This is a genomic window from Pseudoalteromonas sp. Z9A5 (genome assembly GCF_011378875.1).
Lineage (GTDB): Bacteria > Pseudomonadota > Gammaproteobacteria > Enterobacterales > Alteromonadaceae > Pseudoalteromonas.
This window is the reverse complement of record NZ_WTLC01000003.1, coordinates 16,375-38,902: the sequence shown is the minus strand read 5'-3', so window position 1 is coordinate 38,902 and position 22,528 is coordinate 16,375. Positions and strand designations below refer to the sequence as shown.

The window sequence follows — 22,528 nt, the reverse complement described above, 5'->3', positions numbered from 1 at the left end:
CACAGTTAATTTTTCTATATTGGCTTGAGCATAGCCACTGTATAAAACCCCGGCGGTAATTATTGCTAATGTTCTCATTGTTATATCCCTAATTTATATGCTTATTAATAAATACGCATTAGAGATTGAGTTGGATGCAACATGTGTTGTTTATTTGTAATAGTTACGTAATCAATTACTCACGGTAATTATTACATCAAGCTATTGTAATCTCATTATATAAAACTAATAATTAACTCGATTTTGTTTTTATTAATTTGAGTATTTGCATTGAAAGCCAAAGAAATCCGCAATTTTTACATCAACGAAGAGCAATCTGTTTATTTGCTATCGCATCATGATGCTAAAAAACACCGTCAATGGCTTAACATTTGTATTAAGCAGTTAACAGTGTTGGGTTATAAAAACGTTGAAATGATTGGCTCGGGTGCTTTTGGTTTTGTGTTTGCAGGGGATGACGATAACGGTTTACCTTGGGTGTTTAAATTTTCCCGCATAACGCTTGCCCAAAGTGTACGTGACCGCCTTGAAGATGAAGCGTATATGCTTTCGCAAATTAATAACCCGCTAGTACCTACTTTTTATGCATTTGAACGCGTTAAAAAGCAAGGGATTTTAATGATGGCACGTGCCATTGGCGAAGACCTTGAAAAAGTATCACTTAAAACCGGACGCTTTAGCGCGGCGCAAATAATGTCGCTAGCAGTCAGGTTACGCAACGTACTAATTGATTTACGCCATCATAAAAATGGCATTAGCCAGCAACCTATAGTGCATGGTGATATAAAGCCTTCAAACTTAGTATGGGATGCAAACACTGATGCGCTCTCGTTAGTGGATTGGGGCAGCTCTGTGTATGCACAACTAGATAGCGATGGAAACCCAGTTGCTAGTAACTTTATGGATTTAATGTCGGGTGATTTAAGTACTACCAATGCCCGTATGGGGGATGTGTACTTTATTGGCGAAGCGCAAATGTCGGGAGAGCAATCATCACCGCGTTTTGACGAACAAGGCGTAGCCGCTACGTTGTATGCGTTAGCGTCGGCGCAGTCGTGTCGGTTTGGCGCACAAGCAATTCCTGCAAGCAGCTTAGGTTTACCAAAGGAGCTGGCGAAAGTAATTGATGGCATGCTTTCTAAGAGTAAGGCTATACGTGATGGTGCTGGTGATTACTTTATGCGAAACATTACGACTATGGCTAAAGTATATTTACCTGAGTTTGATAAAAAACAACAAAAAGCAGATATCCCTTTTTGGTATGGCAAGGCCGAGCAACCCGATACTGTTGTGTACAGTTCAAGAAAACAGTTTTTACGCCAAGCCGATCATAAACAACAACTACTAGATGTTAACGATGCGCAACTTGATCGTTATTATAAAGAGTTTTTGTTTGATACAGGCGATAACGAAAAAGCATTTTTAGCATCTATTAGCCGATTAGCAAAGTATCCTGTAGTAGGCGGGCTTAGCTTTCATTGGAGAGATGAGTCGTTATTTGTTGAATCGTCTTTAATTATGCATGACGAATCATTGGGTGATGCGTTTAGTGATGCGATTAATAATACGGTTATGCTTGCCCAAGCTATTAATCAAAAAGGTTTATTTAAGTGTTGTTTATTTGATGCGCGTAAAACTATTCAGCTAGAGCGAGATGGTACGGGCGCGTTTAAGTTTGAAAGCTTACCAGAGCTTGAGTATGAAATAGTAAGTATGAAAACAAACGAAATAACCCGACCTCATTCATACTTTGAAGACGGCAAAGACCCTGATGAACAACTACAGCTCCCTAAAAAAGTAATCAAGTGCGTATTTGAGCTTAACCAAATTCACCATACAGGGTGTATTATTTTTGAAGCCCTGCCGGACAGAATGAAAATTCACCATTACTATCGATTACTTGATTCGACCAAAGAAGTTGAGTTTAAACGTTTGCTTAATAAACTTATGCAATACGCGGTAAATATTACTGATGTTGGTGTTGCGGGCTTTATGAAGCTCCCCTATAAAAACACACGTGAGTTTAGTTTATGTGAGCAGCAAGAAGAGCATTACTTTCCTAAAAATCCTAAGCTTGTTTCTTTATAAAAAGAGTACTGGTACAAAAAGTAAAAAGGGTAAAGATAAAAAAGAGCACAAGCAGGTATGGCTTGTACTCTTTGCTACTTAATTATTCGGTTAGGGTTTAGTGCTTAAAATACCTTACTCAACGGCGACGTTGGTGTTAGGTCAAATTGATGAGTAAGTTTTTGCTTTTTATTTGTAGCCGTAATTTGATAGCGCTGCTTATGTTTGTCATTACTAAATAACTTAACGTTAAAATTAACCTTAGTTAGTTTAGTTGGCATAGAGTAACGCCCTGTAATTGTTATTTGATCTATATTGGTGTTTTTATGTTTATGCGACGCTTCTGGGTTTAGCAAAAGTCCGTCAATAGTAAATTTATACTGATGATCTGCTAAATAAACGTTCTTTTTAACTCGCTTACTTATTTGTTTTTTGTGAGCATTAAACTCTTCTATCGATACTTTCCCATCCTTATTTTCATCAACTCCTTTAAAAGCCGACATAGGGATTGAAAGCACAATAAACACGTTATTATCTACAAAGTTTAATGTTCCGTGATCTGCAACCATTAAATGCGCGTTTGCTAAGTTTGGTGTGCTCAATAAACCTAACGCAACCATACTTAATAGACATTTTTTTATGCAATGCATAACTTACTCCTAACTAAACTTCGCCTTTAACGCAGCGTTGAAAAAACGGGTAAGTGTCAGTTGCGTAATAGTGGTATATTCCGCTAGGAAACTCAGGTGTTACGCCAACACGGCCATTACATTCGTCTAAATCACCAGAGCCTGCTACGTATTCCCAATCTTGTGCAAATGTACCTAATGGGTATATATCAGTAGAAGGGCGGTTTGCGCTTACAGTTGTTACGTGCTGGTAGCTTGCGGTCATTGCGGTTAAGGCTGAAGTTGCGTCACTCGAGTCTGAATAGCCATAGCGTGCATAAATAGGAAAGCCGTCTGCTGCCCAGCCTATTAAAGTCATAGTTGCACTACCACCACCTTGCAGTGCTACAAAGCCTTCTGGCATACCATGGTAATGATATGTGCCATCGGGTTGTACGTGTGCATTGTTGTCATCTGTTCCAAAACTAAACGTGTCTTGGCTTAGGGCTTCTATATTCCAGTTGCCGCTATTGTCGCCCAAATCGCAATCGGTGCCTGAATCATCGCAACTTCCGCCTGTGCCTGCGTCTATTTTAATACCGTTAAGTACAACGCCTATCATTCCACGAGGACCACCAAGCATAGTTGCTTGTGTTGTTTCTATAGGCTCAAGTGTGTAGCTTTCATTTACTGATTGCTCAGAAATAGTATTTGGGTTGTCGGCATTAGGAAAGGTGCCTACTTCGTGATCGGGTATGCCATTAGCTACTAAGTCGCGTGTAGTTCCTGTGCATGACCAATCTGCAGCGCTGGTGGCTTGTACTGATTCAGAATCGTTATATTCGCTGTAGCTATATTCACAAAGTACACCTTGGGTTGAACTACTGGTACCTGTGCCGTTATCTGTGGTGGTTTGTGATGAATCATCCGTGGTTGCTGAGCTATCAGCTAAGGTTTCGTTATCACCACCACATGCAACTAACGATGAAACAATTAAAGCAAGGGAAGTGAGCTTTAAACCATTTACTATGTTGCGTTTTTTATTTATTAGCGCGTGTTGTTTCATTGCAGTACACCTGATCAATTAAGTTACATATACAATAATCAGCAATTGTGCAAATAGTGTGTAAACAATGATGACAAACTAGCAATTATGTTAACAGACGTATTGTAAAGTACGACATTTTAGCAGTACGGGCATTAAGGTTTATTAAATTGTGTTTTATTGTAAAATTAAAAAAAGTTAAACTAATGCCAAAATAGCTAATATAAAAGGCTACCTTAATGGCTAAAATAAAACCTGTAGTGACGTTACAAAGCCACGGTATTTACTCCAAGTGGGATAGCGAAAGTAAAGCATTGCCACAAATAGAGCAATTTACAACAAATGTAATAGCTGAGGTAGATATTGAGTTTGGCTTAATCGTAAATATTAAAAAAGGTAAAGGCGAAAAGCTTCATTATTGTATTTACCATCCAGATATTCCCGACAGTAGCGGTGATGTAATGGACCCTTTTGAAGGCGATGTATACGTTAAAAACAGTGATTGGAACTTTTATTTAGGCGATACGCTTTGGCTGCCAATAGAAAATAAATTGGGTGATTGGCGTATGACGATTGAGCTTAATGGAAAAATCATTGCTGATAAAACTTTTAATGTGGCATTAGAGGCAGAGCGCACTGAAACAGACTTTTGGAAAAATCGAGGATATTAATTGTTATTTATTGGCTATGTAACGCGGATATAATTGAAGTTAATGAGAAGATAGTCGAAGAGCTATTAACAAACAGCTCTTCAATCTTAAACTAGTATATTTTTAGTTACCCCAAGGGTTACTAGAATTAGAACGCTGTTTACGATCGCGTGCACGTTGTTTAGATTCTTTTTTCTCTACAATACGCTTAGCATCAACAAAACTAAGTTCACACGGCTCACCTGGTTTATGATCAGCTGGGATCACACGATCTCGTGGCGGTAATTCGTATTGAACATCATCAGGCTTAGGTAAGTTTTTAAGACGATAAAGGTAAAAGTTATCTACTTTTTCTTGTGCCCATTGTGTTTTACGTAAAAATTTAACCGCAGACTTAACATCAGGATTATTTTTAAAGCAGTTAAGTTGTAAATAAGCGTGTAGGAGTTCCCACCCGTATTGTTCAACCAGCTCTTCAACCACTTGTTCTAATTTTACGCCTTGCAGTGGATTATTACTGAAAAGTTCTTGGTTGCTCATAGGTGTTGCCTCGTTATTAAAATACAAATTGCATTATAAATTTAATAACGGGGCTTTAACAGAGTAAATAGCTTAACTTTGGCAATTAACTACAACACGACCACGAATTTTACCTTCCATAAGTCGCTCTGCGTTATCAATTACGTGTTCGAGTGATATTTCTGTAGAAATTTTATCTAAATAATCGGCGCTTACTAATTTAGCTAAACGATCCCATGCTTCAATTCTGTCGGCTTTAGGGCGCATTACGCTATCAATTCCTATAAGTGATACGCCACGAAGTATAAAGGGTGCTACAGATGCTGGTAAATCCATACCTTGTGCAAGTCCGCAGGCGGTTACTACACCACCATATTTTAATGATGCACAAATATTGGCAAGTGTATGGCTGCCTACCGAATCTATTGCCGCTGCAAAACGCTCTTTTTGCAAAGGCTTACCAGGGTTTGAAAGCTCGTTTCTGTCAATTACCTGTTTAGCGCCTAATTCTTTTAAATACTCACTTTGATCTAATCGACCCGTTGCTGCTGTTACGTTATAACCAAGCTGGTTTAATAAATAAATAGCAAAGCTGCCTACGCCACCATTGGCACCTGTTACCAGTATTTCGCCAGACTTAGGGGTAACCCCTTGTTTTTGAAGCGCGATAACACTTAGCATGGCAGTGTAACCCGCTGTACCTATCTGCATAGCTTGTTTTGGTAAAATACCAGTAGGTAAGGGGATTAGCCAATCGCTATTAAGTGCTGCTTTTTGAGCAAGCCCGCCCCAATGTTTTTCGCCTACACCAAAGCCATTTAATATTACGTTATCGCCATTTTTAAATTCATCGCTGGTGGAATTTGTAACAGTACCCACTAAATCAATACCTGGCACCATAGGAAAACTACGTACAACGGGGCCTTTACCCGTAATTGCTAAACCATCTTTATAGTTAAGTGTGCTGTATAGCACGTCGATAGAAACATTTTCGTTTGGTAAATCACTATTTTCGATAGTTGATAATGAAGCGCTGTAGTTATTATCTTCTTTATTAATAACAATGGCTTTAATTGGGTTACTCATGGGATATCCTTTTAGACCGATCGTCTTTTAATTGGTAAATAAAAACGCATTAGGTTAATAATGCGCGTAAAAACATTTCTGTATACAAAGTAAGTGGGGTATTTGATTTTGTGAGCTTGGCGCGCATAACAGCACCTTCCCAACCAATCCAAAAGTACTCACTCATTAATTGCGTGTTTACATGGCTTGCAATAGTGCCTTGTTGCTTAGCCTGGTTTAAGCAAACCTCTACATGGTTTTGCCATGCGGTGTAGCTTTGCATTAATCTGGTTTTAAACTCTTCACTTAAATGGTTAAGCTCTTGATTTAAGTTACCGACTAAACAGCCTCGTTTGTAATCGTATTTTTTCATCCCTTTAATTGCGCTTTGGGTAAAGTTAACAATTCGCTCAAGTGGGGGAATATCTTCTTGCTGTAGGTAATGGGTAAGCTTGGCAATAAAATAACTGTCGTATGCATCAACTAATGCAATGCCGTAGGCTTCTTTACTTTTAAAGTAATGATAAAAAGAGCCTTTAGGTACAGCTGCTTTTTTTAAAATTGTATCGAGCCCTGTGGCGCTAAAGCCAAATTCGGTTAGGGTTTCTAGGCCCGTGCGAATAAGTAACGCTTTTGTATCGGCGTTTTCTCTGGCTATTTTAGGTGGGCGACCACGGCGTGTTGGTGTTGATGTATTTTTGTTCATGCAGTCATATTAGACCGATCGACTTTAAATAATCAAGTATAAATTTAAATTGTTTAAAAATAGTTCATATTTATGGCGGGCTACTAATTTAAGATTAATGAAATAAAAGTGTCACGATTACATTTTTGTTTGGAACTTAGTCAATATTAGTCGGTCACAATTAAAGCACATAAGTGCTTTTTAGCGATTATTAAATCGCCAATTTGTTTTTACGAATCGGTCAAATTAAATGTTGTATGACCACTTACTTTTTTAAATGTTAATTCATTTTTGCATCAGCAGCTTAGTTAAAGTCAAACAATTTAATTGCTTTTACAATTTGAATTTTACATTTTTATTAACTATTCATTAAATGTAGATTTCACTAATGCTACACAATATATAAATAAAAAGGTGAGGATATTACCGATGAAGAGACAGAAAAGAGATCGTTTAGAAAGAGCTCATTCTCAAGGTTTTAAAGCAGGTTTAGCAGGTCGCTCAAAAGAGCTATGCCCTTATCAACAAGTAGATCCAAAATCAGAGTGGTTAGGAGGTTGGCGTGAGGCGATTGAAAATCGCAACATGTACAAAACCTAAAATCAATAATCGAATTTAAGCAAAAAGGCCTCCACGTTGGAGGCCTTTTTGTTTGTGCATTAACTTTTAAACCAAACCCTAAACAGAATTTAGTTTAAGTAATTAAAACGCGCTAGTGTCTTGAAATAAGCCCACTTTTAAATCTTTTGCTTCGTAGATTACTCGGCCATCAACTTCTACAGTGCCATCGGCAACGCCCATAAACAATTTACGTTTAATTAAACGTTTCATTACAAGGCGGTAAGTTACTTTTTTATTAGTCGGTAAAATTTGACCAGTAAATTTAACTTCACCCACACCTAGCGCACGACCAAGACCAGGACCACCAGACCAACCTAAGTAAAAGCCAACTAGTTGCCACATAGCATCTAATCCTAAACAACCTGGCATTACTGGGTCGCCTTTAAAATGGCAATCGAAAAACCACAGGCTAGGGTCAATATCAAGCTCAGCAACAATTTCGCCTTTACCATGAATTCCGCCATCAGCAGTAATAGAGGTAATACGATCCATCATTAACATGTTGTCACTTGGTAAACGGCAGTTGCCTTCACCAAACATTTCACCTTGACCGCAAAGGATCAAATCTTCTTTTGTATAGCTATTTTTAGGTTCCATAACACTTATCTTCGCTTAGAAATTGCCAAGTACTTTAGCGTACACTTGTACGCTAAACAACTCGGAGCAGTTAAAAAATCAAAATATTGCACATTAAATAACCAATCAAGCAGTGTGACTGGTTTTTGCACTATAAAACCGCGCAATTACAATTAAAAATCATTATAATTAGTGCTGTCTTATAACCAGTCTAAAGGAAGTTTATGATCCTTTTTGTTAACTCACTAACTGTGATTGATTTTTCTTACTTATGTAACAAACGCGGCGCCGTTGGCGAGAGCTGGATTGTTGATTTAACTTTGCACGGAAAACTTAACGAAGAGTCTATGGTTTTAGACTTTGGTTTAGTTAAAAAGCAAATTAAAGGCATTATAGATGAGTGTATTGATCACCGTTTAGCAATTCCTACAGGTCTAAATGGCGTTGTATCTGAATTTGACGAGCATAAAACACTCGATTGTACATTTGGTGAAAACAACCACTTAGCTATGAGTGCTCCTCATCAAGCTTATTGCATGATTAACGCAGACGAAGTAACTGTTGAATCGGTTACTGAATTTTTAATTGCGACTATTCTACCGAAGCTACCAGATAACATTGAAAAAATAGAGCTGTCTCTTAAGCCTGAACACAGCCAAAGTTTTTATTATCATTACAGCCATGGCCTTAAAAAGCATGACGGTAATTGCCAGCGCATTATTCATGGGCATCGTTCTCAAATTGGTATTAGCCTAGATGGCATTACTATGCCGCGCTTGCAAAAAGAATGGTCTCAAAAGTGGGAAGATATTTACTTAGCCACAAGTGAAGATCAAATTAACGCACCTGATTTAAAACATATAACAGCCAAAGCGGGTGATGTATGTTTTGCTTATACATCTGCACAAGGCTATTTTGAAATGGCTATTAGCGAATCTCGTTGCGATATTTTACCAGTAGATACCACTGTAGAATGTATTGCTGAACATGTAGCTGGTCAAATTAAAGCCCAATACCCAGAAAAAGCAGTGAAAGTAACCGCTTATGAAGGTGTTGGAAAAGGATCGATTAGTTATGTTTAAAACACTTTTAGTAACAGCGCTTGTTGCCTCTGCTAGCTTTAATGCTATGGCGCTTGAGTTAAAAGGGCATTTAACTCAGGGCGGTTTAGTTACTGGAAAGCTAGAAAACGCTAAATCAGTAAGCTTAGATGGCAAAGACTTAAAACTTTCAGCAAATGGTGATTTTGTATTTGGTTTTGGTCGAGACGCTGATACTACTCATACTTTAAAATGGGTAGATAACACGGGTAAATCGCATTCACAGCCGATAGCTATTACTAAGCGCGAATATAAAATAGATAAAATTACCGGCGTAGCTAAAAAATATGTTTCGCCACCAAAAGAAGTTAGCGCGCGTATAAGCCGCGAAGCAGTTGCTGTTCGTAAAGCTCGAGAAGTTGACTCTGATTTAGTGTACTTTTTAGACCCAGTGTTAAAGCCTGCAGAAGGACGTATATCGGGTGTTTATGGAAGTCAGCGCTACTTTAATGGCGAGCCTCGTCGTCCGCACTTTGGCTTAGATATCGCGAATAAAACAGGCTCACCTGTTTACGCGCCTATTAGTGGCACAGTGGTTTTTGCTGAACCTGATTTATACTACTCAGGCGGTACATTAATAATTGACCATGGACATGGTATTACCTCAACTTACATTCATTTGAGTAAGCTTGACGTAAAAGTGGGTGATACAATAACGCAAGGCAACAAAGTAGCTGAAATTGGTGCAACAGGGCGTGTAACGGGTCCTCACCTAGATTGGCGTTTTAACTGGAAAGGCGAACGCCTAGATCCAGCATTACTAATGCAAGATACATTAGCAAACAAAAAGTAGAGATTATGACTGACGTAAATCGCGATGAAATAATTGCTCAGCGCATTGAAGATTCAACCACATCGGTAACTAAAACAGTGTTTCCAGGGCGTACTAATCATCATAATACATTATTTGGTGGTGATGCACTGGCGTGGATGGATGAAGTGGCATTTATAGCAGCTACTCGTTTTTGTCGTAAACCTTTGGTAACTATATCTTCAGATAGAGTTGATTTTAAAGAAGCGATACCAGCTGGTACTTTTGCCGAGTTAATAGCTAAAGTAGTCTATGTAGGTAACACCAGCTTAAAAGTTGATGTAGATATACTATTAGAAACGATGCACAGAGACGATAAGCACTCTGCTATTAGTGGTAGCTTTACGTTTGTAGCAGTCGATGATAACCACAGACCAACACCTGTGGTATGCGATAAAATGATTTATGGTTTTGAGTAATTTAAAGCTTTAAAGACGCGGTAGAGTAATATTATATAAGCACCTTAATTGGTGCTTATATAAAAAACCATAAAGAACACATCATACTAGGTATTTATTGCGTCTAATCTCAACAGCGCAGTTAATATTTACTAAAAAAGTAGTCAAAATAGGGAGGCAATTGATAGGGATAAGAGTTGTTAAAAGCAAAAAAGGTATGCTTTTAACATACCTTTTAGTTACATTTAGCTTTTAATTAAACTTACGAGTACTTACATGCATACATGCATACATGCATACATGCATACATGCATACATGCATACCACTTAAAGCACCATTGCTGCAATCCAGCCAAATATTAGTAGTGGGATATTAAAGTGAATAAATGTTGGAATAACAGAGTCTCTAATATGGTCGTGCTGACCATCGGCATTTAAACCTGATGTTGGACCAAGCGTTGAGTCTGAAGCAGGAGAACCTGCATCACCTAAAGCACCCGCAGTACCAACAAGTGCGGCGGTAGCCATAACCGAAAACCCAAGATCTAAACACAAAGGAACAAACAAAGTTGCAATAATAGGCACTGTCGAAAACGAACTACCAATTCCCATTGTAATTAATAACCCGACTAACAAAATAACACCGGCAGCCAAAGGTTTATTACCATCAAAAAGGGCGGCCCCACTGTGTACTAAGCTCGCTACATCGCCAGTGGCTTGCATAACCGATGCAAAGCCTTGTGCTGATATCATAATAAAACCAATCATGGCCATCATCGCAACGCCTTTGCTAAATACGTCGCCGTTTTCTTCCCATTTAACCACACCAAATACACTAAATATCATTACACCAACTAAACCCCCTAAAATCATTGAACCACTTAGGTTTTGTGCAACAAGCGAGGCAAGTACTGCAAAAAGCCCTACAATCATTACTTTTTTAGGGTTTTCGACATCAGCCGATTTGCTCTGAGTTGTTAATGGCTGCTCTGTGTATTCACGGCGTTTTTTATAGGTAATAAATACTGCAATAATTAACCCAATAAACATACCAAGTGCAGGAATAATCATCGCAATAGGAACTTGTGTATTTACAATGTCTAGACCATTATCAACAAGATTTTTATGTAAAATAGAATATAAATAAATTCCGCCAAAACCATAAGGCAACACCATGTAAGAAGTTGCTAATCCAAATGTTAAAATGCACGCTATAGCACGTCTATCTAATCGTAACTTATTAAAAACAACGAGTAGGGGCGGAATTAAAATAGGAATAAACGCAATGTGTACTGGTACTAAGTTTTGTGACGAAATAGCACAACCTAGAATAATTAATAAAATAAAGTAGCTCAAGAACGTTTCATTACTGCTGTCTTTTGCATTTACCTTCGCTAATAATTTATTGGCGAGTATGCGTGTTAATCCTGATTTAGAAATAGCCACGGCAAATGCACCTAACATTGCATAACTTAGTGCAATCTCCGCACCTGCAGAAAGCCCTGAATTGAATGCATCAACACTTTCTTTTATCCCCAAACCTGCAGTTAGGCCTGCAACTAACGCACTTATAGTCATGGCAACAATGACGTTTACACGGGCCAAAGATAGCCCAAGCATTAAAATAACGCCTATAACAACAGCATTCATAGTTTTCTCTGTTTTGAAGTTTTAATTAATTTTATCAGATCTTTAGCGTGAGTTTTACGCTCTTTTGTAAATGGTTTTTTTTCATAACGTACTTGGTTAAATAATTCACTAAATTCGTTTATTGATTGTGCAACTTGTGGCAAATGCACTGCAAAATATTGAAGTTGCTGACTAGGTGTTAAATTCTCAGATATATTTAATTTTTGTTTTTCAGCCCAACTTACTATTTGATAATACTCTTTAACCATCGGGGCTAATTTAGCAGAGCCTTGTTTTGGCCAGTTTAAATACACAAAGTACCCAATAAAACAAAAGCCTGCTGTTAAAAGTACAATTAAGGGTACCAACCAAATGTTTTTGCTTCCAAAAATTGATTTTAAAAAGTCACTTTGCTTTTCATCATCAAATCCAAGAACCCAACTTGCCCATTGATAATCTAAATTTTCGAGTTCTAACCTTAACCAGTTAATTGCTGCAAAATTACTTAGGCTAACAAGCCCAAAATCTAGATTACTTTTGAACTCATCGTTTAATTCTTCATTTTGAGAAAGCGAGCCATTTAAACGCTCTGGTGCTACAACGGCGGTAGCATCAAAAATCTGCCAACCTTCGCTTTCTAAATAGACTTCTACCCATGCATGGGCATCATACTGGCGAACAGTTAGCGTATTATTACTTTGATTAAGTTCACCACCTAAATATCCACTAACTACGCGAGCAGGAATTCCCGCACTTCTAAATATATAAGCGGCGGCACTGGCGTAGTGACCACAAAAGCCACGTTGATTATCAAATATAAACTGATCAATAGTATCGTCACCACTCATAGGTGAAGGCGTTAAGGTGTAGGTAAACTTTTTATCTACAAAGTACTGTAATAACGCATTATAAAATTCACGGTCACTTTTTGTTTGTTGTTTTAAATTTTCTGAGAGTGTTAGTGTTTTACTATTGTTTTTACTTGTAAGAAGTGTGTATTGCTTCGTTTTTCTTGGTGACAAAGGAGTTTGATTAAGCGCTACACTGCTTACATTGTATTGCAGATTTTTTGCCTGATATTTCTTTTTCCTCAGTAATCCAAGCGCGTTTCCTTGCACGCCATCTGTATTACTTGTTGAGAAAGAAAGTCCATACAACCATTTTTGTGTTGCGGGTTCTGCTATTACTGAGTATTCAACTTTCGTTTCATCGCCTGCGTTTAGCTCTTGAACAGGTGAATTATTATATTTTAAAAAGTCGGATGTTAACCAAGCATTTCCATTAAATTCGTCATGCACAATAGCACGCCAATAATAAGGAGAGCTTGGAGATTGCTTATTAAATGTGGCTCTAAAGACGAGTTCATCTGAGTTCGATAATTTAGCTATATCAAAAGGATCAACTTGTTCAGAAAGCCCTGTTTTAGCAAGTTTTGGACCTGGTAATTGCCAAAACGCAGGCATTTTTGGTAAAAATAATAATAAAAATATTGCTAAGGGCAAAGCAAGCAATAGTAATTTACCGCTTTGTTTAGACGTTACTTTCAAATTATGTTTTGATTCTAATAAGCCAAGCACTGCAAAGTTTAATATGTATAAGCCGCTTACAACGAGTGTGGTAACGATGCTTTGGTTAAATAAATATACAGCCGAAAGAGAGAAAAACGTAAGAGTTGTAATTATATGGTAGTGCTTTTTAGTTTTAGCCTGTAATAACTTAAATATGCTAGAAAGCAATAACATAGCAACAAATAAAATAACCGTGTCAGACATTCCAACACTGTAAATCATTAACCCAAGAGCGGCACCTGCTAATATATTAGCTAACCACGCATTAGGTTTGGATTTATTTGTTGTTGTAATATAAAAATTCCATACACACAGTATTGTTAAAACACTAATAAATACAATGGGTAAGTGTGCGATAAAAAATATAATCAAACACGCATATATAAAGCATAAAGAAAAATTTATTACTTTTTCATTTTTAATTATATTCATTATACAGCCCCATTAAATGCACTTAATAATTCTAGGCATTGCTGTTTATGATGCTGCCCTGTATTGGTGTTTAGTGTTTTATTGGGTAGTTTTAGCATAAAAGGAGTATTTTGCTCTGTGGCTTCGCAGACTAAAAAGCACAGTTGACTTAAGCGCTGTTCAGTATCGCCATGCATTAACTTAAAATCGAATAGAGCATTTGCTGTTTTAAAATCAACAAATTCTTTCACAAGTAATTGCTGCGTTTTAGCATAATGTTTCCACGAAATTCTTTGCAGACCCATCTCTGGTAAGTGAGGAATTAAAGATTCAAACTCTTCGCTACCAGCTTCTTTTGCTATTCCGCTATCCGATTGTTCATCAAGTGCACTAACGTGCTCATCACTTAATACTTGTTCAAGAGAAGGGTAAACAAAAGTCTCGCTTTGTAGCTGAATGTAACTCCACACTGTAACTAAGCCAAATGGATAGTTGCTCGCAATTTTTATTCGTTCAAATGCATATTGCCCACGGTGTGAATAAGGTAAATTAAGAGTTATTGTTTGGGGCTTATTATTAACCTCATCACTGTGTACTTGGGTTTGTAATTCGCCTTGATAGGTGAGTGATACAGATTGGCAAATTGTAGGACTTTGTAAAATAAATTGAGAACTAGGTTTTTGAGGGGAAAAACTCGGAAATACACTTTTAAAAGTTACAGTTAATCCCTTTGCATTACTGTACCCCATAAGTACTGAAATTATTATTACCACAAACATCAAATAAGCCATTATCAAAATTAAGTTGTTTTGATAATTAATACCCATAATAAAGTTTAATATAGCAACAATAACAAAGTACCATCCAAGAGATGATGGTAAAACATATATTGTTTTATGTTCAAGTGTGATGGAGTTTTTTAAGTGTTTATTTTTTAATAGCTTATTAAATATTGCACGCTTAAATGACTTAAATAAAGTAGGGCGCTTAAGTGTTTTTTTTGGCATAAGATTTTATACCGGTACCAAAACAGCTTTTAAAATATCGTTTACCTGTGCCTCACCCGACTCGTTATGTAAGCCTAATCGGTGCTGACATACACTTGCAAATACTGCCTGCACATCTTCTGGCATTACAAAATCTCGTCCGTCAATATAAGCCCATGATTTTGCAGCTTTAGCTAAAGCCATACTTGCACGCGGTGATAGTGACGCAGCAAATGCATTACTATTACGTGTGTAGTTTACTAATTCAATTATGTAGTCAATTACCGGAGAGCTTATTGTAATGCTGCTAATAGCCGTTTGTATTTCTGCTAGTTGCTGCTCATTTATTCGCTTTGGTAACATAGAGTAGTCACGTTTTTGCATATTTAAAATTAAGCGTTTTTCGGCTTCTTTTGGTGGAAACCCTAAACTAATTCGCATTAAAAAACGGTCTAACTGAGATTCAGGTAATGGGTAAGTACCAGACTGATATAATGGATTTTGTGTAGCAATCACAAAAAAAGAAGCTGGAAGTGAATACTTTTTACCGTCAACAGTAACTTGTTGCTCTTCCATTGCCTCTAGTAAAGCACTTTGTGTTTTAGGACCCGCTCTATTTATTTCGTCGGCTAATACAACCTGGCTAAATATGGGACCTTTGTGAAAAGTAAAGGTGTGCTCGTTACTATTAAATATATTTGTGCCTAATATGTCGGCAGGTAATAAATCACTTGTAAACTGTATACGTTGATAAGATAACCCGAGTACCGCAGCTAAAGCATGAGAAAGCGTTGTTTTACCCATGCCAGGTAAATCCTCAATTAGTAAATGTCCTTCACTAAATAGGCAGGTAAGCGCTAGTTTAATTTGTTGTTTTTTGCCAAAAATAACACCTGATAAATCTTCTATAATCGCTGTAACGGTACTTTGCATGTTAACCTTTTTTATTATTCTATGAGTTCGAGGCGTTTCATTACGGTATCAACTTTTTTAGCGTTAAAAGGTTTTGCTATAAAACCTTTCGCACCTAATTCCCACGTGTTTTGAACATTTTCGAAGCTATTATGCCCAGAGCACATAACAACGTGAGCATGTGGGTATGTATCATTTATAAACTCCAGAATATCGGTGCCATCAGAGCCAGGTAAATCAACGTCTAAAAAAATAACATTGGGTGATTTTTCATTCATTAATGGCTTAGCTGAGTTGAAGTTGGCGCTTTCTAAAATGTCTTCAAAGCCGAGCTCAGTTAAAATTTGATTTAGATAATCACGTATTTCCTTAACATCATCAATGATGAGGATAGGCTCTAGAGGGCGAACAAATTCCATATGTTAATTACTTCTATATTTAATACATCTTAAGTATTTTCAATACTATGCTAACCCCCACGTAAGCTCAAGATAGTTGCTTAAAAAAGCGTAATTAATATACCGTTTACAGCTTTTATTATTTTTTATCTATATAAAAATCTACAACGTTTAGTTGGCTATATATTTTTTGCTACATATATAAGTAATGATCGTTATTTAACATTAAGTGTTTCCTTTAACCTAGCTTGAGTAAATTTAAACCACTAAACCCCGCGCATGAGTATTTTATTTAATTCACTCTGGTTCATATATCAAACAAACCGTTTACTTGTTTTAAATAAATACATCTAAAACAGAATTTCCGACTTAAATTACTGTAACAAATTTGCTACTTAACTTATTGATTCAAAAATATTTAAACTATAACTCTATTTTTTGTAAACGTTATGTAATAAAAAATCGTTGACCTTCTAAATTCATTCTGTGATTATGCTCACCAGACGGGCTTATGCTCACAAGTGCAGTTTCATTGCTTACTTATGTTATTGCTCAGCATTTTCTCATCTACACACTGTACTTACACACCACACTAAATAAAGAGCTTATTATGTTAAATAATAAAAATACTAAATTTGCAATTTCTCTCATAGCGGCAGCTATGGCTACATCAGCACCTGCACAGGCTGATGTTTCAGAGTACTTAGATCGCATTGACGTAGATTTCTTATTAATGCAAAACTTTCAGTCAATTCAAGCGAAAGATGGCGCATTTCGTCCAGAAGATGAAGAACAAGAGTCAGGGTTTGGACGTATTAGAGCAAATCTAATGCTTAAATTTCATATTAATGAATACATCACAGCCGACATAGACATTGCCGAAGAGCCTAATGACTTTGGTGGTGAGGACCGTGATTTTTCATTCCATAATGACTTTGCAGGTATTGAGTTTGACCTACTAGGCCTTTATGGAACACCAAAAGATAATGCTAATTTAATATTACGCTTGGGTAACATTGGTGGTTCGCCTTTTCAATTTAAAGGCTTTCAAGACGGTGCAGATAACCAAGGTAATGCATTAATTGGTAACGGCATAACCGATTATGCAACCGCAGAAAATGGCGCGCAGCTAAGCTATAGCGAAACTTTCGATAGCGGTGTAGTGCGTGCTTATAATGTTACAGGTCATATCACTACCTCTAGTTTTGGTGAAGCTTTTCAAGAAGACCGAGGTTACAACTACCGACTTCAAGGTACTCTAGAATTTGAAGGTGGCTTTAAAGCCGGTTTAAACTTATTAAAAGCGAATCAAGGCGACCAATTACGTTTTGAAAATGGTGTAGCAAGTCTTGATGGTGTAACAACAACAAATTATCGCTTTGGCGATGGTGAAAACTATAATTTCTCAGCATCACCTTCAAATGAACGTGATACTCACGTGGGCGCCATGCCTGGTCTTGAGCAATCAATTATCCAGTTGAATTTAGCTTATCAACCATCTGACGAAACGAGCCTCATTTTTATGGTTGGTAAATCGTCTGATGACTACACGTTTGCAGATGCGGCTGGTAATGCAGTTGCCGGTATTACCTACTTTGGTACAAATGGAATAGCTGATGAAAACGGCACTACTTTTGATTCAAACAGTGTAATAGAAGGCGACTCATCAGTAGAGTACTTCGTATTTGAAGCACAACAATATATTATCCCTAAAAAGTTATATGTAGCGGCTCGTTATGCAGAAGCCGAAAACACCTCAGATCTAATTGAACAAACAGACAATACAGTAGAGCGTATTCAAGTAGCGGCTGGTTACTGGTTTAACGATAAAACGCTTTTAAAAGTTGAGTATGTTAATCAAGAAGAAGGTGTTAATTCGGGCGGTCAAATCGGTAAAGGATTTGATGGTTTTACTTCTGAAATTTCTGTTAAGTTTTAAGATATTAGCCGGCTAGCTCTGCCTCTTTATTTAGCCATTTACCTGTACTTAAAAGGTAATTTGCTAGCAGTTTAATTGATTAAAACTGCGATAAAAATAAAGGCTAATTTAACAGTATTTAATGAGACATTAACTTTGAATATGGGGAATACCCGATGAAAAATAAATTAATTATGCTCGCGTGTGGCTTTATAAGCATGGGCGCTGCTGCAAAAGAAACAATTACAATAGCCACTGTAAATAATGGTGACATGATCACCATGAAAGAGCTAAGCAGTGACTTTACCCGCCAAAACCCTGACATAGACCTAAAATGGGTAACGCTAGAAGAAAACATTCTTCGCCAACGTGTCACTACCGATGTAGCAACAAAAGGCGGCCAATACGATGTAATGACCATAGGTACTTATGAAGTACCTATTTGGGGCAAGCAAAATTGGCTAAAAGAGCTGGATAATTTAGGCGAAAACTACGATTTAGACGATTTAATACCTGCAATCCGAAGCGGTTTAACTGTTAACGATAAACTTTATGCAGCACCATTTTATGGTGAAAGCTCAATGGTTATGTATCGCACTGACTTAATGGAAAAAGCAGGGCTAACTATGCCTAAAGCACCAACGTGGGACTTTATACGTAAGGCCGCCAAAGCCATGACCGATAAAAAAGAGGGTGTTTATGGTCTTTGTTTACGCGGTAAAGCCGGTTGGGGTGAGAATGTTGCGCTTATTACATCAATGGCTAATTCGTTCGGTGCTCGTTGGTTTGATGAAAATTGGAAACCTCAGTTCAATACCCCAGAGTGGGAAAATACATTACAGTATTATGTAGATGTAATGAAAGAGTCGGGACCTGCCGGTTCATCTGCAAACGGGTTTAACGAAAACCTTGCTTTATTCCAAACCGGAAAATGTGGTATTTGGATTGATGCTACCGTTGCTGGCGCATTTGTTACTAACAAAAAAGACTCTGAAGTTGCCGATAAAGTAGGATTTGCCCTTGCGCCAGATAATGGCTTAGGTAAACGCGGTAATTGGTTATGGTCGTGGACTTTAGCCGTACCGGCAAGCAGCAAAAAACCAGATGCAGCGATGAAGTTTATTAGCTGGGCAACATCTAAAGAATACACGCAACTTGTAGCCGACAAAAAAGGCTGGGCAAAAGTACCACCAGGTACACGTAAATCACTATACAACAATCAAAAGTACATGGACGCAGCACCGTTTGCGCAAATTACTTTAGATTCTATCCAATCTGCTGACCCTAAAAATCCAACGGTTAAACCGGTGCCTTATGTAGGTATTCAGTTTGTCGCTATTCCTGAGTTTCAAGGAATCGGTACCGCTGTTGGTCAACAATTTTCAGCTGCATTAACAGGCCAAATGACCGTAAAACAAGCGCTTAGTACATCTCAACACCTCGTTGAGCGAACAATGCGTAAAGCTCGCTATCCTAAATAGCATGTAATGGGCGGGTAAGTACTCAAACTTACCCAATATTTTATGTCAATTCTATTTACTTGTTAGTTATAAAGACTATCAAGGGTTTCTGATTTTCACTCGATAGTTAAAGAGTAAATAGAATTGGCTTTTTTAAGGTCTACATATGGCAACAACTAACTCGCGTACGCTTGCACGGCTTATGCTACTTCCTAGTGTAATTTTATTACTTGCTTGGATGATAGTTCCTCTGTGCATGACATTGTATTTTTCATTTATTGATTACAATTTATTAGTACCAGGAGAAAAAGAATTTGTAGGTTTTCTAAACTATGAATTTTTTCTAACAGATCCAGCATTTTTTGAATCATTTTTTAATACGCTTTACCTAGTAACTGGGGTTTTACTTATCACCATTTGCGGTGGTATTGGCTTAGCCATTTTACTTGACCAAGCAATATGGGGACGAAATTATGTTCGCATTATGGTATTAGCTCCATTTTTTGTAATGCCAACTGTGTCGGCATTGGTATGGAAAAACATGCTAATGAACCCAGTTAATGGCTTATTTGCACATTTTGCGATTTGGCTTGGCTTTGAACCTATCGACTTTTTTGCTCAAATGCCGTTATTATCAATCATCATTATTGTGTCTTGGCAGTGGTTACCGTTTGCAGCATTAATACTACTCACAGCTATACAATCTTTAGACCGTGAGCAATTAGAAGCTGCTGATTTAGATGGTGCAGGTCCATTTAGCAAGTTCTTCTACATCGTTTTACCGCATTTATCACGTGCGGTAACCGCTGTAATTTTAATCGAAACTATATTTTTATTGTCAATTTTTGCCGAAATATTAGTAACAACTAGCGGTGGTCCTGGTTATTCATCAACCAATATAACGTACTTAATTTACACGCAATCACTACTTCAATTTGATGTAGGTGGCGGTTCGGCAGGGGGCATAGTTGCAGTTATTATTGCAAATATAGTCGCTATATTTTTAATGCGCTTAATTGGCAAAAACTTGGAGGGTTAATTATGACTATAAAAGATAGCCGTCGTTCCAAACTAATTTATACCATTGCAGCATGGACAATAAGCGGCATGATTTTCTTTCCAATTTTATGGACGTTAATCACCAGCTTTAAAACGGAAGCCGAAGCAATATCAGCAAGCCCAAGCTTATATGCGTTTGATTGGACGCTCGAAAATTACCGCGATGTACTGTCGCGTTCGCCTTACTTTACCCATTTTTGGAACTCTGTGGTTATATCGCTAGGTTCAAGTTTACTGGGGTTATTAATTGCGGTACCTGCTGCTTGGTCTATGGCTTTTGTACAAACTAAAAAAACAAAGCATTTATTAATGTGGATGCTTTCAACTAAAATGTTACCGCCAGTAGGCGTACTTATTCCTATTTATTTATTGTTTCGTGACTTTGCGTTACTTGATACAAAGTTAGGTTTGGTAATTGTGATGACACTAATTAATTTACCAATAATGGTATGGATGCTTTACACCTACTTTAGAGAAATACCAAACGAAATACTTGAAGCTTCTCGTATGGATGGTGCAACAATTGGTGAAGAAATATTTCATGTTTTATTACCAATAGCCTTACCAGGTATAGCCTCAACGTTATTACTCAATGTTATTTTGTCGTGGAATGAAGCGTTTTGGACACTTATTTTAACCGCTGCAAATGCTGCACCTTTAACGGCATTTATTGCCAGTTACTCAAGCCCTGAGGGGTTATTTTACGCTAAGTTATCGGCAGCATCTGCCATGGCCATTGTGCCAATTTTAATACTTGGTTGGTTTAGTCAAAAACAATTAGTGCGTGGATTAAGTTTCGGCGCAGTAAAATAGGAGAATACACATGGGCAGCATCACACTAAAACAAGTAACTAAAAACTTTGATGAAGTAAACGTAATTAAACCACTCGATCTAGAAATAAAAGATGGTGAGTTCATTGTTTTTGTAGGTCCGTCGGGCTGTGGTAAATCAACATTATTACGTATGATTGCAGGGCTTGAAGATACAACCAGTGGCAATATAGAAATAGATGGCGTAGATGCAACTAAAACACCGCCAGCAAAAAGAGGCTTAGCAATGGTGTTTCAATCCTATGCGTTATATCCGCATATGACTGTACGCAACAATATTGCTTTTCCTTTAAAAAGAGCAAAAGTTAGCCCAGCAGAAATCGAAAGTAAAATTGCTAATGCGGCTAAAATTCTAAATTTAACTGATTATTTAGACCGTAAACCTGGGCAATTATCAGGAGGTCAGCGTCAGCGCGTAGCAATAGGGCGCGCAATTGTACGTCAGCCTTCGGCTTTTTTGTTTGATGAGCCACTTTCAAACCTTGATGCATCATTGCGTGTAAATATGCGCCTAGAAATATCAGAACTACATAAAAGTTTAGCTACAACAATGATTTATGTTACACACGATCAGGTTGAAGCAATGACAATGGCAGATAGAATTGCGGTATTCAATGCCGGTATTATTGAGCAAGTGGGTACACCTTTAGAGCTTTACAAAAAGCCTGTAAATAAATTTGTAGCCGGTTTTATTGGCTCCCCAAAAATGAATTTTATAGATGCACCACAAAATGAAGACGCTAATGTTAGCTGTATTGGTATACGCCCAGAGCATTTAACACTATCAACTGAGCAAGGAACTTGGGCTGGTACTGTAGGTGTAATTGAGCATTTAGGATCAGAAAGTTTTTTACATATAAACATTGAAGGCAAAGGGACCGTAACAGTAAAAGCTGATGGAGATTGCCCATTAAAATATGGCGACAGTATATTTCTTAGTGCACCGACTAATAAAATATTAAAGTTTGATAAAGACGGTTTAACAATACGCTAAAGCACGTATTTGTGGTGTTTGATATCATCCTTATAGATAATTATAAGGGTGATATTAATCAAATTCTAATTACATAATCCTATGAAACTTAGGTATTTTTTACTAATGAATGGTATATTTACGTTAATAAACAACAATCATGTTGTTCATAATTGTATATCAAAATATTAGTAAAATAATTTATATAGCAACGCATATAATTAAAATTATGTAATGA

General features: G+C 37.3%; 22 protein-coding genes. 11 read left to right on the top strand and 11 right to left on the bottom strand.

Annotation, left to right across the window (positions count from 1 at the left end; translation table 11 throughout):
- Positions 1-270 precede the first annotated feature (270 nt).
- The gene (locus tag GQR56_RS02710; protein ID WP_166109066.1) at positions 271-2,088 is read left to right on the top strand and encodes a serine/threonine protein kinase; all 1,818 of its coding nucleotides are present in this window, start codon (positions 271-273) and stop codon (positions 2,086-2,088) included.
- A 104-nt stretch (positions 2,089-2,192) separates the two neighbouring features.
- Here the strand turns inward: GQR56_RS02710 and GQR56_RS02705 are convergent, their stop codons facing one another.
- Together GQR56_RS02705 and GQR56_RS02700 are read right to left on the bottom strand one after the other, a co-directional pair.
- A complete protein-coding gene (locus GQR56_RS02705) occupies positions 2,193-2,717 on the bottom strand; it encodes a hypothetical protein (RefSeq protein WP_166109065.1) in 525 nt (174 codons plus the stop codon).
- A gap of 13 nt (positions 2,718-2,730) precedes the next feature.
- Positions 2,731-3,741, bottom strand: coding sequence for a YHYH protein (locus GQR56_RS02700; RefSeq protein ID WP_166109064.1), 1,011 nt, complete (start codon positions 3,739-3,741; stop codon positions 2,731-2,733).
- A 218-nt stretch (positions 3,742-3,959) separates the two neighbouring features.
- Between GQR56_RS02700 and GQR56_RS02695 the strand changes: the two genes are divergently transcribed.
- Positions 3,960-4,391 carry a DUF3859 domain-containing protein gene (locus tag GQR56_RS02695; protein WP_166109063.1) on the top strand — a complete coding sequence of 144 codons (432 nt, stop codon included), beginning with the start codon at positions 3,960-3,962 and terminating at the stop codon, positions 4,389-4,391.
- Positions 4,392-4,493: 102 nt separating this feature from the next.
- Here GQR56_RS02695 and GQR56_RS02690 read toward each other — a convergent pair whose 3' ends face one another.
- The 3 genes from GQR56_RS02690 to GQR56_RS02680 form a co-directional block, all read right to left on the bottom strand.
- The gene (locus GQR56_RS02690; protein WP_007582761.1) at positions 4,494-4,910 is read right to left on the bottom strand and encodes a VF530 family protein; all 417 of its coding nucleotides are present in this window, start codon (positions 4,908-4,910) and stop codon (positions 4,494-4,496) included.
- 72 nt (positions 4,911-4,982) lie between these two features.
- Complete coding sequence (locus GQR56_RS02685; protein WP_166109062.1) at positions 4,983-5,975, bottom strand: MDR family oxidoreductase; 993 nt, start codon at positions 5,973-5,975, stop codon at positions 4,983-4,985.
- 49 nt (positions 5,976-6,024) lie between these two features.
- Complete coding sequence (locus GQR56_RS02680) at positions 6,025-6,660, bottom strand: TetR/AcrR family transcriptional regulator (RefSeq protein WP_166109061.1); 636 nt, start codon at positions 6,658-6,660, stop codon at positions 6,025-6,027.
- A 408-nt stretch (positions 6,661-7,068) separates the two neighbouring features.
- On the opposite strand from GQR56_RS02680, the gene rmf reads away from it, so the two are divergent.
- The gene (rmf, locus tag GQR56_RS02675; protein WP_002960897.1) at positions 7,069-7,239 is read left to right on the top strand and encodes a ribosome modulation factor; all 171 of its coding nucleotides are present in this window, start codon (positions 7,069-7,071) and stop codon (positions 7,237-7,239) included.
- 102 nt (positions 7,240-7,341) lie between these two features.
- On the opposite strand, the gene fabA is transcribed toward rmf, so the two are convergent.
- Complete coding sequence (gene fabA, locus GQR56_RS02670; RefSeq protein ID WP_024612088.1) at positions 7,342-7,857, bottom strand: bifunctional 3-hydroxydecanoyl-ACP dehydratase/trans-2-decenoyl-ACP isomerase; 516 nt, start codon at positions 7,855-7,857, stop codon at positions 7,342-7,344.
- Between the two features lie 203 nt (positions 7,858-8,060).
- On the opposite strand from fabA, the gene GQR56_RS02665 reads away from it, so the two are divergent.
- The 3 genes from GQR56_RS02665 to GQR56_RS02655 are packed head-to-tail and all read left to right on the top strand — an operon-like array spanning position 8,061 to position 10,166.
- The gene (locus GQR56_RS02665; protein ID WP_024612087.1) at positions 8,061-8,918 is read left to right on the top strand and encodes a 6-carboxytetrahydropterin synthase; all 858 of its coding nucleotides are present in this window, start codon (positions 8,061-8,063) and stop codon (positions 8,916-8,918) included.
- Positions 8,911-9,729, top strand: a complete 819-nt coding sequence (locus GQR56_RS02660) for a M23 family metallopeptidase (RefSeq protein ID WP_166109060.1) — start codon at positions 8,911-8,913, stop codon at positions 9,727-9,729. Before GQR56_RS02665 ends, GQR56_RS02660 begins: the two co-directional genes overlap by 8 nt.
- A 5-nt stretch (positions 9,730-9,734) precedes the next feature.
- On the top strand, positions 9,735-10,166 hold the full coding sequence (locus GQR56_RS02655) for an acyl-CoA thioesterase (RefSeq protein ID WP_024612085.1): 432 nt from the start codon (positions 9,735-9,737) through the stop codon (positions 10,164-10,166).
- A gap of 306 nt (positions 10,167-10,472) precedes the next feature.
- On the opposite strand, the gene GQR56_RS02650 is transcribed toward GQR56_RS02655, so the two are convergent.
- The 5 genes from GQR56_RS02650 to GQR56_RS02630 are packed head-to-tail and all read right to left on the bottom strand — an operon-like array spanning position 10,473 to position 16,070.
- Positions 10,473-11,795: a Na+/H+ antiporter family protein gene (locus tag GQR56_RS02650; protein ID WP_166109059.1), complete on the bottom strand. Its 1,323-nt coding sequence runs from the start codon at positions 11,793-11,795 to the stop codon at positions 10,473-10,475.
- A complete protein-coding gene (locus GQR56_RS02645; RefSeq protein WP_166109058.1) occupies positions 11,792-13,774 on the bottom strand; it encodes a DUF3488 and transglutaminase-like domain-containing protein in 1,983 nt (660 codons plus the stop codon). Before GQR56_RS02645 ends, GQR56_RS02650 begins: the two co-directional genes overlap by 4 nt.
- Positions 13,774-14,760 carry a DUF58 domain-containing protein gene (locus tag GQR56_RS02640; protein WP_166109057.1) on the bottom strand — a complete coding sequence of 329 codons (987 nt, stop codon included), beginning with the start codon at positions 14,758-14,760 and terminating at the stop codon, positions 13,774-13,776. The genes GQR56_RS02645 and GQR56_RS02640 overlap by 1 nt, the downstream gene beginning before the upstream one ends.
- Before the next feature lie 6 nt (positions 14,761-14,766).
- Complete coding sequence (locus tag GQR56_RS02635; RefSeq protein WP_166109056.1) at positions 14,767-15,672, bottom strand: MoxR family ATPase; 906 nt, start codon at positions 15,670-15,672, stop codon at positions 14,767-14,769.
- A 14-nt stretch (positions 15,673-15,686) separates the two neighbouring features.
- On the bottom strand, positions 15,687-16,070 hold the full coding sequence (locus GQR56_RS02630; protein WP_166109055.1) for a response regulator: 384 nt from the start codon (positions 16,068-16,070) through the stop codon (positions 15,687-15,689).
- Positions 16,071-16,659: 589 nt separating this feature from the next.
- Between GQR56_RS02630 and GQR56_RS02625 the strand changes: the two genes are divergently transcribed.
- The 5 genes from GQR56_RS02625 to GQR56_RS02605 all read left to right on the top strand — a co-directional run bounded on the left by GQR56_RS02625 (position 16,660) and on the right by GQR56_RS02605 (position 22,311).
- A complete protein-coding gene (locus GQR56_RS02625) occupies positions 16,660-17,988 on the top strand; it encodes a hypothetical protein (protein ID WP_166109054.1) in 1,329 nt (442 codons plus the stop codon).
- Positions 17,989-18,143: 155 nt separating this feature from the next.
- On the top strand, positions 18,144-19,448 hold the full coding sequence (locus GQR56_RS02620; protein ID WP_166109053.1) for a sugar ABC transporter substrate-binding protein: 1,305 nt from the start codon (positions 18,144-18,146) through the stop codon (positions 19,446-19,448).
- A gap of 145 nt (positions 19,449-19,593) precedes the next feature.
- The gene (locus GQR56_RS02615) at positions 19,594-20,466 is read left to right on the top strand and encodes a sugar ABC transporter permease (protein WP_166109052.1); all 873 of its coding nucleotides are present in this window, start codon (positions 19,594-19,596) and stop codon (positions 20,464-20,466) included.
- A 2-nt stretch (positions 20,467-20,468) separates the two neighbouring features.
- On the top strand, positions 20,469-21,299 hold the full coding sequence (locus GQR56_RS02610) for a carbohydrate ABC transporter permease (RefSeq protein ID WP_024589367.1): 831 nt from the start codon (positions 20,469-20,471) through the stop codon (positions 21,297-21,299).
- A gap of 10 nt (positions 21,300-21,309) precedes the next feature.
- Positions 21,310-22,311, top strand: a complete 1,002-nt coding sequence (locus GQR56_RS02605) for an ABC transporter ATP-binding protein (RefSeq protein ID WP_166109051.1) — start codon at positions 21,310-21,312, stop codon at positions 22,309-22,311.
- The last annotated feature ends 217 nt before the right edge of the window (positions 22,312-22,528 follow it).